Source organism: Psychroserpens luteolus, from assembly GCF_021032705.1.
GTDB lineage: Bacteria > Bacteroidota > Bacteroidia > Flavobacteriales > Flavobacteriaceae > Psychroserpens > Psychroserpens luteolus.
On sequence record NZ_JAHVXI010000004.1, the window covers coordinates 129,731 to 143,092 of the forward strand.

General features: G+C 32.6%; 16 protein-coding genes. 10 read left to right on the forward strand and 6 right to left on the reverse strand.

What is annotated here, in order from left to right; translation table 11 throughout:
- Position 1 precedes the first annotated feature (1 nt).
- Positions 2–454, reverse strand: coding sequence for a hypothetical protein (locus tag KWG70_RS11535; RefSeq protein WP_230936186.1), 453 nt, complete (start codon positions 452–454; stop codon positions 2–4).
- A gap of 109 nt (positions 455–563) precedes the next feature.
- Here KWG70_RS11535 and KWG70_RS11540 point away from each other — a divergent pair, with 109 nt between their 5' ends.
- Positions 564–1,496 (forward strand): peptidylprolyl isomerase, encoded by a 933-nt coding sequence (locus KWG70_RS11540; RefSeq protein ID WP_230936187.1) that lies wholly within the window; start codon positions 564–566, stop codon positions 1,494–1,496.
- A 59-nt stretch (positions 1,497–1,555) separates the two neighbouring features.
- On the opposite strand, the gene KWG70_RS11545 is transcribed toward KWG70_RS11540, so the two are convergent.
- Complete coding sequence (locus tag KWG70_RS11545) at positions 1,556–1,936, reverse strand: hypothetical protein (protein ID WP_230936188.1); 381 nt, start codon at positions 1,934–1,936, stop codon at positions 1,556–1,558.
- Positions 1,937–2,058: 122 nt separating this feature from the next.
- On the opposite strand from KWG70_RS11545, the gene KWG70_RS11550 reads away from it, so the two are divergent.
- Complete coding sequence (locus KWG70_RS11550; protein WP_230936189.1) at positions 2,059–2,487, forward strand: hypothetical protein; 429 nt, start codon at positions 2,059–2,061, stop codon at positions 2,485–2,487.
- A 177-nt stretch (positions 2,488–2,664) separates the two neighbouring features.
- On the forward strand, positions 2,665–3,093 hold the full coding sequence (locus KWG70_RS11555; protein WP_230936190.1) for a hypothetical protein: 429 nt from the start codon (positions 2,665–2,667) through the stop codon (positions 3,091–3,093).
- Positions 3,094–3,145: 52 nt separating this feature from the next.
- Here the strand turns inward: KWG70_RS11555 and KWG70_RS11560 are convergent, their stop codons facing one another.
- Positions 3,146–4,942 carry a serine hydrolase gene (locus KWG70_RS11560; RefSeq protein WP_230936191.1) on the reverse strand — a complete coding sequence of 599 codons (1,797 nt, stop codon included), beginning with the start codon at positions 4,940–4,942 and terminating at the stop codon, positions 3,146–3,148.
- Positions 4,943–5,133: 191 nt separating this feature from the next.
- On the opposite strand from KWG70_RS11560, the gene KWG70_RS11565 reads away from it, so the two are divergent.
- Genes KWG70_RS11565 through KWG70_RS11590 form a run of 6 tightly spaced genes read left to right on the forward strand, consistent with a single transcriptional unit; the run spans position 5,134 to position 8,927 of the window.
- Entirely contained in the window at positions 5,134–5,760 is a 627-nt protein-coding gene (locus tag KWG70_RS11565; protein WP_230936192.1) for a tetratricopeptide repeat protein, read from the forward strand.
- Between the two features lie 5 nt (positions 5,761–5,765).
- Positions 5,766–7,112 (forward strand): 2TM domain-containing protein, encoded by a 1,347-nt coding sequence (locus KWG70_RS11570; RefSeq protein WP_230936193.1) that lies wholly within the window; start codon positions 5,766–5,768, stop codon positions 7,110–7,112.
- Positions 7,113–7,124: 12 nt separating this feature from the next.
- Positions 7,125–7,463 carry a 2TM domain-containing protein gene (locus KWG70_RS11575; RefSeq protein WP_230936194.1) on the forward strand — a complete coding sequence of 113 codons (339 nt, stop codon included), beginning with the start codon at positions 7,125–7,127 and terminating at the stop codon, positions 7,461–7,463.
- On the forward strand, positions 7,463–7,765 hold the full coding sequence (locus KWG70_RS11580) for a 2TM domain-containing protein (RefSeq protein ID WP_230936195.1): 303 nt from the start codon (positions 7,463–7,465) through the stop codon (positions 7,763–7,765). Before KWG70_RS11575 ends, KWG70_RS11580 begins: the two co-directional genes overlap by 1 nt.
- A 22-nt stretch (positions 7,766–7,787) precedes the next feature.
- Complete coding sequence (locus KWG70_RS11585; protein ID WP_230936196.1) at positions 7,788–8,117, forward strand: 2TM domain-containing protein; 330 nt, start codon at positions 7,788–7,790, stop codon at positions 8,115–8,117.
- Positions 8,118–8,171: 54 nt separating this feature from the next.
- Positions 8,172–8,927, forward strand: a complete 756-nt coding sequence (locus KWG70_RS11590) for a LytR/AlgR family response regulator transcription factor (protein WP_230936197.1) — start codon at positions 8,172–8,174, stop codon at positions 8,925–8,927.
- Here the strand turns inward: KWG70_RS11590 and KWG70_RS11595 are convergent.
- Together KWG70_RS11595 and KWG70_RS11600 are read right to left on the reverse strand one after the other, a co-directional pair.
- Positions 8,924–9,367 (reverse strand): J domain-containing protein, encoded by a 444-nt coding sequence (locus KWG70_RS11595; protein ID WP_230936198.1) that lies wholly within the window; start codon positions 9,365–9,367, stop codon positions 8,924–8,926. The genes KWG70_RS11590 and KWG70_RS11595 overlap by 4 nt on opposite strands.
- A 6-nt stretch (positions 9,368–9,373) precedes the next feature.
- Positions 9,374–10,396, reverse strand: coding sequence for a hypothetical protein (locus tag KWG70_RS11600; RefSeq protein WP_230936199.1), 1,023 nt, complete (start codon positions 10,394–10,396; stop codon positions 9,374–9,376).
- A gap of 148 nt (positions 10,397–10,544) precedes the next feature.
- Between KWG70_RS11600 and KWG70_RS11605 the strand changes: the two genes are divergently transcribed.
- On the forward strand, positions 10,545–12,149 hold the full coding sequence (locus KWG70_RS11605; RefSeq protein WP_230936200.1) for a lipocalin-like domain-containing protein: 1,605 nt from the start codon (positions 10,545–10,547) through the stop codon (positions 12,147–12,149).
- A gap of 2 nt (positions 12,150–12,151) precedes the next feature.
- Here KWG70_RS11605 and KWG70_RS11610 read toward each other — a convergent pair whose 3' ends face one another.
- Positions 12,152–13,339: an LETM1-related biofilm-associated protein gene (locus KWG70_RS11610; protein WP_230936201.1), complete on the reverse strand. Its 1,188-nt coding sequence runs from the start codon at positions 13,337–13,339 to the stop codon at positions 12,152–12,154.
- Between the last annotated feature and the right edge of the window lie 23 nt (positions 13,340–13,362).

Sequence of the window (13,362 nt, forward strand, 5' to 3'; positions counted from 1 at the left end):
ATTATTTTTTCTTCTTGTTATTAATTACTGAAAAAGTAATCTCATGCTTTTTACAGGTCAAGACTAATTCATTCAGTTTTGAATTGGTAATTTTTGCTGCATCTTCTTCTTCAATTTGAAAATCAATTTTAGTAATGCTACGTCCTTTTACATCGGTAGGGTCAGACTCAAATTCAACCGAGTCAGATTCTAACTTTAGCTCAAAGTTTTCACCTATCATAATCAATTGTCCTCCTATTTTTGTTTTGACATGAAAATTTCCAACAATAACCGTTTGAAAGAAATAATAACCGCCAAGTTCGTTTAGCCCAGCATACAAGACATTTTGTTCAGCAATAGCATATGGTTCATGCTCGATGTCGTTAGTAATAGCCTCAATTGTATCTAAAACAGCTTTAGTTTCTGATGGTTTAGAATTTCCGAGGGCAGATTTTAGTTTAGTGAAGAAACTCATGGTATTGTTATTTTAGGCAAAGCTAATCTTATAGCATTCAAATTCCAAATCTTGTTTCTCACTTCTAATAGAGTTTGTTATCTTTGCACCTCAATTTAAATAATACACGATGCAAGACGGTTTATACGCAAAATTTAATACAACAAAAGGCGAAATTTTAGTCGCTTTAGAATATCAAAAAACACCAGGCACAGTCGGTAACTTTGTAGCTTTAGCAGAAGGAAATTTAGAAAATGCAGTGAAGCCTCAAGGTACTCCTTATTATGATGGCTTAAAGTTTCACAGAGTGATTCCAGATTTTATGATTCAAGGTGGTTGCCCTCAAGGTACTGGAACTGGAAATCCAGGTTATAAGTTTGATGATGAGTTTCATCCAGATTTAAAACATGATGGGCCAGGAGTACTATCTATGGCTAATGCTGGACCAGGAACAAATGGAAGTCAGTTTTTCATCACACATGTTGAGACACCTTGGTTGGATAATAATCATACAGTTTTTGGAAAAGTAATTGAAGGTCAAGATGTTGTTGATGCTATTGCTCAAGGTGATCAAATTGATACTTTGGAAATTGTGAAAGTAGGAGCAGATGCTGAAGGTTTTAATGCTATTGAAGCGTTTAGAGTGTTTGAAGGCGCGAGAGAAAAAAGAGTTGAGGCAGAACGTGAAGCTGCAAAAGCTGAGTTAGATAAATTAGCGGCTGGTTTTGAAGAAACTAAAAGCGGATTACGTTACCAAATCATTCAAAAAGGAAGTGGAAAAGCTGCCGAGGCTGGTAAAATGGTATCTGTACATTACAAAGGACAATTGGCAGACGGAACTGTATTTGATTCGTCATACAAAAGAAATGCACCATTAGATTTTCAAGTGGGTGTAGGTCAGGTTATTCCTGGTTGGGATGAAGGGATTTGTTTACTTAACGTAGGTGATAAAGCACGTTTAGTTATTCCAAGCGATCTAGGTTATGGATCTGCAGGCGCAGGAGGTGTGATTCCACCAAATGCAACTTTGGTTTTTGATGTAGAATTAATGGATGTAAAATAATCTAATACCGCACATAAATAAAAAAGCACCAAGACTCTGGTGCTTTTTTATTTATAAATCTAATTGTTTTTATAGATTAAATCTACAATTAACTCTGCGGTATTCTTATTAAAAGTGACTTTATAAGTTGAGTTTTTAGTGTCATTTTCCTTGATGTAAAGTTCATTAACTAAGGTCAATTTATTTTTAGAAATATAATAATCTAAGTCTACTTTGTCTGTATCAATTGTAAATTTCGAAATCTTTTTATTGTTTTCACACGTACATTCTGTTGAAGTTACATCTGGGATATTAATACCAGTCCTTAATTCGATATTATCGATATTAAAACGCTCGCAGGATTGCGAGTTGTAAATATATCTTCCAAAACCTTGTAAACTACCATAGAGTATGAGCATTAAAAGTCCAATTAATGCAATACCAAGAAGTAATTTTTTCATGAGTTGTTGGTATAGTTTACAATAGAACGGATAAGATTATGAGTTATTATTATTTTGAAATTTAGATATAGTATTTTCTACTATTACTAGCTTTTCTGGCTTAAAAACGTTAAATTCAGTATATGATTAGTGTAAAAGAAACCCCTTTTTATGATAAGGTTTTAAAAGAATTCAATTACGATTTTGGAGATATTTTCGTGTTTGATGGTTTTATTCTTTCTGAAATGAAAGAGGGTCTCACAATCGGTTGGGAAGAGCATATGATTAGAATGTCTGAGGATATTGCTCAATTTACAGGAAATGATGGTTCAGATTTTATCTATATATCACATCGTATTCATTCCTATTCCATAATGCCGAGTGACTGGCTTAAGTTTTTTAAACACAGTTATACACTCAAAGGTTATGGTATTGTTGGATATACTCAAGGTAGTATTTTGAATGCCGTTATTGAAAACTTATTTTTTCACAAAAAAATTAAACGCTTTTCCAATTTAGAAACTGCTATTCAATGGGCAACAGATAAAGTTTTAGCAGAATTTGAAGATTAATTGACATTCATTATTCTTCTAAAGTTTCATTACTTTATTATTCATTACTATATGACTTTTGCTAATTATTTGGTTTTCAATAATGTAGATGACACCATAGATTGTAAGCTTAATTTTTCTTAATAATTAAGTTATTTCCAAGTCAATTATTTCAATAAATAATTTTATTTTAATGCTATGATTAGTGTTAAAGATTCTGCTTTATATGATAATGTATTGAAAGAATTCAATTACGATTATGGTAATGTTTTTGTTTTTGATGGCTATGTTATTTCAGAAATTAAACAAGGCATTACCTTTACTTGGGATCATCATGCTAAGCAAATTGTAGAAGATGTGACTTCTTTTTTAGATACAGACGGAAATGATATTGTCTATATTTCTCATCGTATATATTCGTATGCTGTAAAACCAAATGATTGGCTCAATTTTTTTAAGCATAGTTACAGTTTAAAAGGCTATGGTGTTGTTGGTTATACTCAAGGAAGTGTATTAAATACAGTTATAGAAAACTTGTTTTTCCATAAAAAAATAAAGCGTTTTAATAGTTTAGAAGCAGCTGTTCAATGGGCAACGGATAAGGCATTAGCAGAAGTTGAAAATTAAAAAAGCACTCTTTTAAAGAGCGCTTTTTTAATTAAGACAAGACGTTTAGTAATTATTTGCGTTTCGCAATAAACGTTCCGTTAGGCTGTATGGCTTTTAACTCATTAATTTTACCGTCTTCAGATTCTATAAATTCAATTTTAAATCCTTCCAATGTTTTAAATGAGAATTTATGTTTTGCAGTTGGAACCAATTCATATTCGGGTTGCCCTTTGATGAATAAATAAAGCGCTTCATCTTTTATATACACTTTAAATCCTGTTCCCGAAATATCATATTCTCCTGCATACAATTCTAATGTTTTAGAATCTACATCAATCGTATTTGGAGTACGTTTAAATACGATTGCATCTACAGTAGGTTCAATTTTTAATTTAGCCCCAGAAATATCACCAGCATCATTAGAATTAAAAGTGATTTTTAATGATTGTCCATATTCTGTGGTATCTATCTTTCCATCAATAATATCAATAAGTTCAAATGTATCATAATGGTAATGATGGAGATATAGTTTATCTGAATTAACCTCAGTAAACAACGAGTCATTTTCTACCACAATTTCAAATGTTCCATAACCTTTGTCAGAATAGTTTCCAGTATAATCTACATTGATATGTGAAGGCTTTGTGTTTTTTACATTAGATGTTTCCGAATCTTCCTTTGCCTCAGCTTGCGCCTTTTTGTTTTTCTCCTGTCGCTCTATATAACGACCAACCCAATCAGAACGCTCTTCGTTTAACATACGATCTGAAATTGTATTTCTTACCAAAGAAGGAACAGCAGACCCATTTTGATTTGCTAATACGACAATCCCTAAGCTATCACTTGGAAAAAATGCAACATTAGCTGAAAAACCGTTAATATTTCCACCATGTTCCACACGATAATGTCCTTTGAATGATTGTAAAAACCATCCATAGCCATAATTTGCAAAATGGATATCTGGAAAATCCTCATCAGGAGTATTTGGACCAACAACCATCTGTGAGCTCATGGCTTCGTTTATATAATTTTCAGGTATAATCTCCTTATCATTATATTTTCCTTCATTGATCCACGTGATCAACCATTTCGACATGTCGTTTACACTACTATTTATACTTCCGGCTGGAGACATGCCAGCAATATCATAGTAATCCATTTTACTAATGATATCGCCTTTTTTAAGTTCATAACCTAAAGCTGCATTTGAGCTTGATTTCATTTCGGATATGGTCGCATTAGATCTGTTCATATCTAATGGTTTAAAGAAATAATCGTTGATGTTATCTTCCCAACTTTTACCTGTTATTCTTTCGGCAATAACACCTTGGGCTAAAAACCCAAAGTTATTATAATACCATTGTTGTCTAATTCCAGTAAACGGTTCTTGATACTTCATTCGCATTAAAAGGCTATCCTTACTATGTGAAGGAAAATAATACCAGGACCCATCATGTCTAGGCAAACCAGTGCTATGTCGCATTAGATCCTTAATAATGATATTGTTATTCATATCGTCGTTATAGAATTCTAATTCTGGAATATGATCTCTTGGATTGTCATCAAATGATAGTTTATCATCTGCTCTAAGCAAACCTAAAATTGATGATGTGAACGCTTTAGTTGAAGAACCTATTGCAAAAAGGGTATTGGCATCTGCAGGGATTTTATTCTCATAATCTCTGTAACCAAATCCTTTGGCATAGATAATTTTATCGCCTTCAACGACTGCAACAGCAAATCCAGGCGCTTTAGTAGCTTCTAAGATTTTATTTAATTCTTTTTCAACACCTTTAAGGCGTTTATCCTGAGCTGAGATTGTAGATGCTATAAATAGACTGAAAACGAGTAAAGCTAATTTTTTCATTGTTGTGGTTTTTGTTAAAATAGATACTTGATTAGTAGCTATATGAATAGATAAGTTACTCTTTTTTTGAAATTTTTACAATTCATCTATTAAAAATTACAATTCGGTCAAACTCTTTTTTTTAATGAAAGCTTCTATATGATATTTGCCTCATCAATCAACACTGAAAATTTCAGATAAAACAAACCATTATGAATACTGTAATTAAAATTTTTATTTTTCTTTTATTTAGTCAGATACTATCTGCTCAAACCAATTTTGAAAAAGGAATGGAAAAGGCATTTAAGCTTTGGCAAGAAAATAAAACAGATGAAGCAGAAAACATGTTTGAACGCATCTCTAACGCAGAGACCGATCAATGGCTTCCACATTATTATATTGCACAAATCAACAGTTTAAAAAGTTGGGGAGAAAAAGACGAGAAGGTCTTGAAAGCACAGTTAGACAAGGCACAAGAGCATATTAATAGTGCTATGTCGATAAGTAAAGAAAATCCTGAAATATTAGTAATGCAAGCACAAGTTTTAACCAATTGGGTAGCGTTTGATGGGAGAACCTATGGGATGAAATATGGTGGAAAAATAGCAGAACTCTATAGTAAAGCGTATACAATAGCACCAAAAAACCCTAGAGTTGTTTTTGGCAAAGCCGAATGGGGAATGGGAAGTGCTAAATATTTTGGTCAGGATACAAAGCCCTATTGTGCTGAGATAGAAAAATCCATTGAACTTTTTACTAACTTTAAACCTGAAAGTGATTTACACCCAAATTGGGGAAAGGAACGCGCAGAACAAGTTGTTAACTCTTGTAAGGAATAAATATTATGACAAAATCAATTAAAAATATCATTCTAACTTTTATTATCGGATGTATTGTATTCGTTATTGGAAATGCACTTTCAGACGGGTTTGACTTTAAATCGGTTAATGATTTTTTAATTGAATTTGGATTTTACCAATTGTATGCTTTTGCATTAGGTTATAGCAATATGGGATTCTTCGATTATATGGAGAATCGCACTTGGAAAAAAGGCGATACGATTAAACGTATTCTTGTTGGAATCATTGGGTCAACAACCATCACATTGATTGTCCTATTTCTTTTAAGAGTATTTATTTCAGTTATTATTTATGGTACACCCTTTGACGTGTTTATTGAAAGAGAGACATGGGAAGGTTATAGTTTTGGGCTCTGGATCACACTAACCATTGTATCTGTGTTTCATATTATTTTCTTTTATAATAGATATCAAAAGAACAAGATCAAAGAACAAAAGGTTATTGCTGGTACTGCAAGCGCAAAGTTTGATGCTTTAAAAAACCAGTTAGATCCTCATTTTTTATTTAATAGTTTAAATGTACTAACAAGTTTAATAGAAGAGAACCCTAAAAATGCACAAAAATTCACAACCTCTTTATCTAAGGTATATCGCTATGTTCTAGAACAAAAAAATAAAGATTTAATTACAGTAGATGAAGAACTAGATTTTGCCAGAACGTACATGTCGCTCTTAAAGATGCGTTTTGAAGATAGTATCATTTTTGAAATTCCTGAAAATGCATCAAATCCAGAGAGCAAGGTTGTCCCTTTATCATTACAATTACTATTGGAAAATGCCGTGAAGCATAATATGGTTACAACCAATAAACCATTGCATATTAAAATTTTTGAATCTAATGGTATGCTCGTTGTAGAGAATAACCTTCAGCCCAAACAAATAGTAAAAAAGAGTAGTGGTGTAGGCTTAGAAAATATCAAACAACGCTATAACTTATTATCAAATAAAACAGTATCAATCAATCAACAAGCAAATAGTTTTGCTGTAGCAATACCAATGCTTACAAAACAAGTATCAATTATGAAAGCAATAGAACCAAAGTCAAAATTTGACGATAGATATGTAAGAGCACGTAAACGTGTAGAAGAATTAAAAGAATTTTATTACAGCCTGCTGTCTTACTGTATAGTTATCCCTTTTCTAGCATTTATTAATTATTATACATCATGGCATTATCAATGGTTTTGGTGGCCTATGTTGGGTTGGGGAATAGGTTTAGGATTTCACGCCTATAAAGTATATGTAAATGATGGTGTACTAGGAAACAATTGGGAAAAGCGTAAAATCGAAAAGTTTATGCGCGAAGAGGAAGAAAAACAACCTTGGAACTAAAGTTTAGAAATTATGGAAAACAATATAGAACCATACGGAAATAGAGATTCTCAAAGATCTTTTGAGAGAGAAGAAGCCTATTTAAGAGCACAGAAAAAAGTAAAAGCACTTATCGGATTTTATTGGCATTTAGCCTCTTATGTGCTTGTCAATTTATTTATAATCATTGTAATTGTTGTTAATGGTGGAAAACTATTCAGTTTTGGAACATTCGCTACAGCACTCTTTTGGGGAATAGGTTTAGGCTTTCATTATTTGGGTGTTTTTGGAGCAGATTTTTTATTTGGAAAGAACTGGGAAGCACGTAAGATTAAGGAAATGATGGATAAGGAAAATAAACATTGGGAATAATGAAAACAAGTACATCTAAATATCGTGAACGCTATAAATTTGCAGAACGAAGAGTAAAGCGACTTAAAGGATTTTATACGCATTTGATCATTTATATTATTATTAATAGCATAATTGTCTTTAGTAATATTAAAAACTTGGATGATGGTGAAAGCTATTTTCAATGGCACAACTTCATCAGCTTATCAGTTTGGGGAATGTTTCTATTAATACATGCCGCTTCGGTATTTATTCCAAATTTTATTTTTGGAGTACAATGGGAAGAACGTAAGATTAGAGAATTTATGGAAAATGAACGTTAAAACTGAGCGTAATTATATAGTTATGAAATTAAAAAAAGACCAACAAAAGCAATTCATAAAAGCGAAGGAAAAAGTCGAACGCATTAAAATATTCTACTTGCATTTAGTGCTATATATTATAGTTGTCGCGCTCATTTCATATAATTTTTACATTATTGAAGATGGACCATATACTAGTAATATTACAGCATTAAATGTTTCGGTGTTAGTGTTATGGACACTATTTATTGGGATACATGCATGGCGTGTTTTTAAAGGTAGATTTCTTTTTAAGAAAAGTTGGGACGAAAAAAAAATAGATAAGTTTCTAAAGGAAGAAAAGGAGGAAGTTGAGACCACTTTTTGGGAATAAAACCTTTAAGTGACTTTGTAAGTTTAAAACAAAAATTAAATAAATTTAAGGTTAATGAATATCATCATCATAGAAGACGAAAAACCATCGGCAAGACGTTTACAACGAATGCTAGCAGAATTGCAAATTGAAGCTCATACCATGCTGCACTCTGTTGAAGAATCCATAGATTGGTTTCAAAACAATGAGCATCCAGATCTTATATTTTTAGATATTCAACTCAGTGATGGCTTATCGTTCGAAATCTTTGAAACGATAGATATTAATTCGGCAGTTATATTTACTACAGCCTATGATGAATATGCTTTGCAAGCTTTTAAACTTAATAGTATAGATTATTTATTAAAACCCATCGATGAGGATGACTTGGCTAAAGCCGTGTCAAAGTATAAGAATCGCACACCAAAACAGCAATCGGTTACTTTAGATTTTAATGATATTAAAAAGCTATTGGTCAATCCTATAGAACGAGAATATAAAAAGCGTTTTTCGGTAAAAGTTGGTCAGCATTTAAAACTGGTTAATATTGATGATATCGAATGTTTTTATAGTGAAAATAAAGGGACTTATGCTTATACTTCTGAAGGAAGAAACTATTTATTAGATACAACACTTGAACAATTAGAAGATGAACTAGAGCCACATAAATTTTTTAGAATTAGTCGAAAGTTCTACGTTAATATTAATGCAATCAATGATATGGTAAGTTATACCAACTCTAGACTTCAGATTAAATTAAATACATTTAATGACCAAGAGGTTATTGTAGCTAGAGAGCGCGTAAAAGATTTTAAAGAATGGTTGTCTTAAAATATATCGAAAATATCTCCTAGAGAGTCACCTAGTCCGTCTAATAGATCTTCTGTACCAGAGAGCAGACCGCCAAGTAATTCTGTTTCTAAAAAAATGTCGAGCAACAATAATTCTGCAAGGGAAGTGTTCCAATACTCTTTAGATTTTTTCTTGGACTCCGCTTTCCACTCTTGATATTGCTGTTCTGCTTTAGGCGCAATTACCATAGGTTTATTGGTTTCCGAAGTATTAAGCATACGATCATAGGCCTCACGCTTTTTTGTATTGGACAAGATATTAAAGCCTTCTACTAAGAGTTCAAAACGAGCTCTAGCACCTTCAGATGAATTCTTGTCTGGGTGATACATGGCAATCTCTTGACGAAATGCTCTTTTAATCGTTTCTAAATCTGCCGTTTTCTCAATGTTGAGTAGCTGATAGTAGTTTTGTAATTCCATATTAGTTTATCTTATGATCAGTTGCTCTATTTCGGTTTTAAATGTGTGTTTATCGTCTACAGAAAGCAATAATGTCGTATAAGATTTTGGTTTTCCGTAGAGAAAATTTAAATGCTGAGGTGTTTTTAAGTGAATAATAATGTTGCTATTTTCCATTTCACCTAACAGCGATAATGTCTTCGTCTCTTTATTTTTTTTGTCAATAGCTGAGGAGCCAACGAAGTCAATAGTTTTTATAGCCTCAATAGGGATTGTTGTATCACTTAAAATACCAAATCGTAAATGTAGATAATCATTATTAATAACAAGAGGTCGCTTAGGTACAGATCGAATAATACCAATGAGTTGTAAAGCAGAGTAAAAGCTTAACCCTGTAAGTATCCAAGCAAACACTGGACTCCATCTTATAACAAGTAAATGAACTACTGTCATTTCTATTCCAATTACAAAAATGAACGCACTTAAGGTGGTTAAGATTCCCGAATCTTTATAATTAGAAAATTCATTGGCTTTTAATCTTATTTTTTTAAAATTGAAAAAACCATAATAAATAAGAGCAATCTCATTAGCGACTAACTTTGCAGCTCCTTCTGGAAATATTGAAGCACAAGTCTTTTTTAGAATATTATAAAAGTCAGATTGTTGTTTGGATAAGGAACTATAGTATCGTATAGCTTTTCTAACCTTTAAAATTACAATAGAGAAAACGCTTAGCTCTATGATAGGTATTAGCCAGGTCTTAACTAAATCTAAGGTGTCTTGATTTGCAGTTGGAATAGTATACGAAGCCACTACCACGCAAAGTATGAGAAAAGGAGCTATTGTAAGATTTGAGATTTGACGCTTTCTAATTAATAAGAAATAGATAAATGGAATGGTCACAATGAAATCTATAGTTATAAATACAGATAGTTGACTTTGATGCGTTGAAAATGCGCCCGAATTTAAAGTGATTACTAATGCCAATAGGAGAGTGAAGGGAATTAAAAAGGCGATTGCATTTTGCTTTAAAAAGGATGGTTTGGTCATAACGTCTCATTTTAATATCAATTGTTGGACGTTTTTTGCACAAAAATGTTACTCTTTTTTACACTTAAAACTCTAAAAATTACATGTTAGCTGAAATATTTGTCCTTGTATCTCCAAAGTTATAGTTTTCAGAAACAAAAATTTAGCTATGAAACTTAAAATCAGTCTATTATCAATTTTGTGCGTAATTTGTACGCTTAGTTTTGCTCAGGATTGGAAAATATATCCTTACGCACCAGCAGGTCAAGTTGCATTTCCAGTAGATGAAGGTCGTCATACAGCCGAACCTATAGAATGGTGGTATTCAGCAGGCCATGTTGTTGGACAAACATCTGGCAAGAGCTATAGCTTTATGTACACTTTTTTTCATTATCCACAGGCTGGGTTTGACGGATTCCGGATTTTAAATATCACCGATGATGATACTGGGATATTCCTTCAAGATGTAAAGCCTTTAAATTATACGACACTATCTGCTACTGGTTTCGATATTGAAGCTTCGGTTTTTTTAGCCGGAACAGAATTTTGGCGTAATAAAGAGGATATGAGTAATACACCTATTCCTTTTGAGTATGAACTCTTTGCATCAACGACCAATGCTGGTTTAGATATTGAATTTGAAACTTTAAAACGTCCATTAATTTTGGGCGATGATGGTTATTTACTTCAAGGTCAAAGCAATTATACCTACTATTATTCGCAAACGATGAATGAAATTACAGGTTCGATTACATTTAACGGAACTACAGAGACAGTGGTTGGAACGGGTTGGATTGATAGACAATATGGGAATTTTAATCCGTTAACAGGTGAGAAATATGAATGGTTTAGCATGCAATTATCTAATGGTATGGACTTAAATCTATGGAATATCTTTACACCAGACCGATTGATTCCAGATAATGACAAATACAAGATTTTGTCGGCTTACGTTGATGAAAACACGCAATACACGACAGACGATTTTCAGATTGAACGATTGGCATTCAATTGTATGCCAGATGGTGAACAGTGTTATTCAAAACAATGGCGATTGACCTCTGTTGTGAATAATTTAGATCTTATAATCACAACCTTACATGACAATACCGAAGTACAATTACCATTTCGGTTTTTTGAAGGTGCCACCTCAATAACAGGAACCGTAAATGGTGTGTCTGTTACAGGGATTGGTTTTGCAGAGTTGCTTCATGATTACGAAGATCCGGATGTGACCATTACATCACCATCTTCAGGAATTTATGATACGTCAATGCCAATTACTTGGACCCTCAATAATCCAGATGATGGTCGTCCAATTTTTTACGACCTAGAATATAGTATAGATAATCAAAACAGTTTTAACCCTATCGCTACAGCACTAATCACTCCTTCATATTTATGGCAAAACCCTAGTATTTCTGAAGGTGATAACGTGTGGTTTAGAATTTCAGCTTACTCTATAGATGGGGTTTTAAATAATACGGTAGTTAGTGAGTCGTCATCGTCGGCAACATTGTCAACCAACCATTCGTTTTTAAATTCTATAAAAGCCTATCCAAACCCAGCAACCTCTGTTTTTAATGTAACATTTGCTTCAGCGCAATCAGGGCATTATACAATTGTGGACATAAGCGGACGCATTATATTATCTTCGGAAATAGGAAATGTTCAAAGTACGAGCGTTTCAACTAAAGATTTAAAAACGGGAGTTTATTTTATGTTAATTAAGACTGATGAAGGACAGGCGAACTTGCGATTTATCAAGCAGTAATATTAATCTTCGATACGATTATCGTCAAACGCTGATGGTAACAAATTAGGAATCAGTTTGGCAAATAAAGGCAATAGTATCGCACCTCCTGGTAGCATAAAAATAGCCAAGCTTGGAACTGTTTTTAAAATATCGAGAAGCTGATCTTGCATCTGTTTTTGCTCTTCTTTACTGAGATCTGAATGTGTGGATTTTGTAATCAGACGCATTAAATCCTTACTTTGTTTCATCTCTTTAACCAAACGTTTGCTGTTACGTCTAATTAATTTATTTACCAATTGTGATGAATTCTCATAGAAGTTACTGATTGGATTGGTCTGCAAAAATAACATGACTTCCTTTTTATGTTTATCATGAAATTTAGAGACACATAAAATAGAATCCTGTAATTCGGAAAGCTCTATCGTCAAGAGTTTTGCCAATTGTTTTAAAAACTGATATTCTGATTTTTCTAAGATCTCATCATCCCAAACCGACAAACACATGAGGTCGATAAGATATTTTTTTTCATTGAAGTTGATATTGTAATCAATATCGTAGATGAGGTCTTCAATATCAGTATCATCATCTTCAAGGAAAGAGGTAGACGATTCAAAAATATCAATAATCTCTTTGTCATAATCGGTAATCTTGCTTTTCGAATTTAAAGATTGATACAAGGTTCCAACAATGATGCTCTCCAAATTTGCGGCATAGGCCTTTGGATCGATCTGTTCTAATAAATACTTATCAAAGGTTAATACATCAACAAATAAAAGTGAGTTGGTGATTGATTTGTTAAAATTCCGCGTTAAGATGTTATCATCAATTTGAATACGATCATGAATAAGGCGCTCCAACATTGAATGATCACTTTTGCCAATCACCAATTTGTCCCAAAGTGATAGATCAGCAACCTCCAAGGCTTTATAAAAACCTAGTAGATCTTTGATAAATTCTTTTGCTGTAAATGTAGGCTTATGAAAATGATAGATATGATATAAGCCTGTGATGAGATTTACTTTAGCTAATTCATCTTCAGAATAGTTATGAATCTTCTCAATTTTATCAGTAAGACTTACATTAACACCATAGATAAAACCATAGTTTTTTAAACTAACATATAGTTTGGTGTAGTTCTCAAAAGGAATACCCTTTTTAGAAATTTGAGAGCAAAATTTTTCAATCCAACCACTGGAAGATGGGTTCATTTCTTCAATTTTAGATAGCGTAA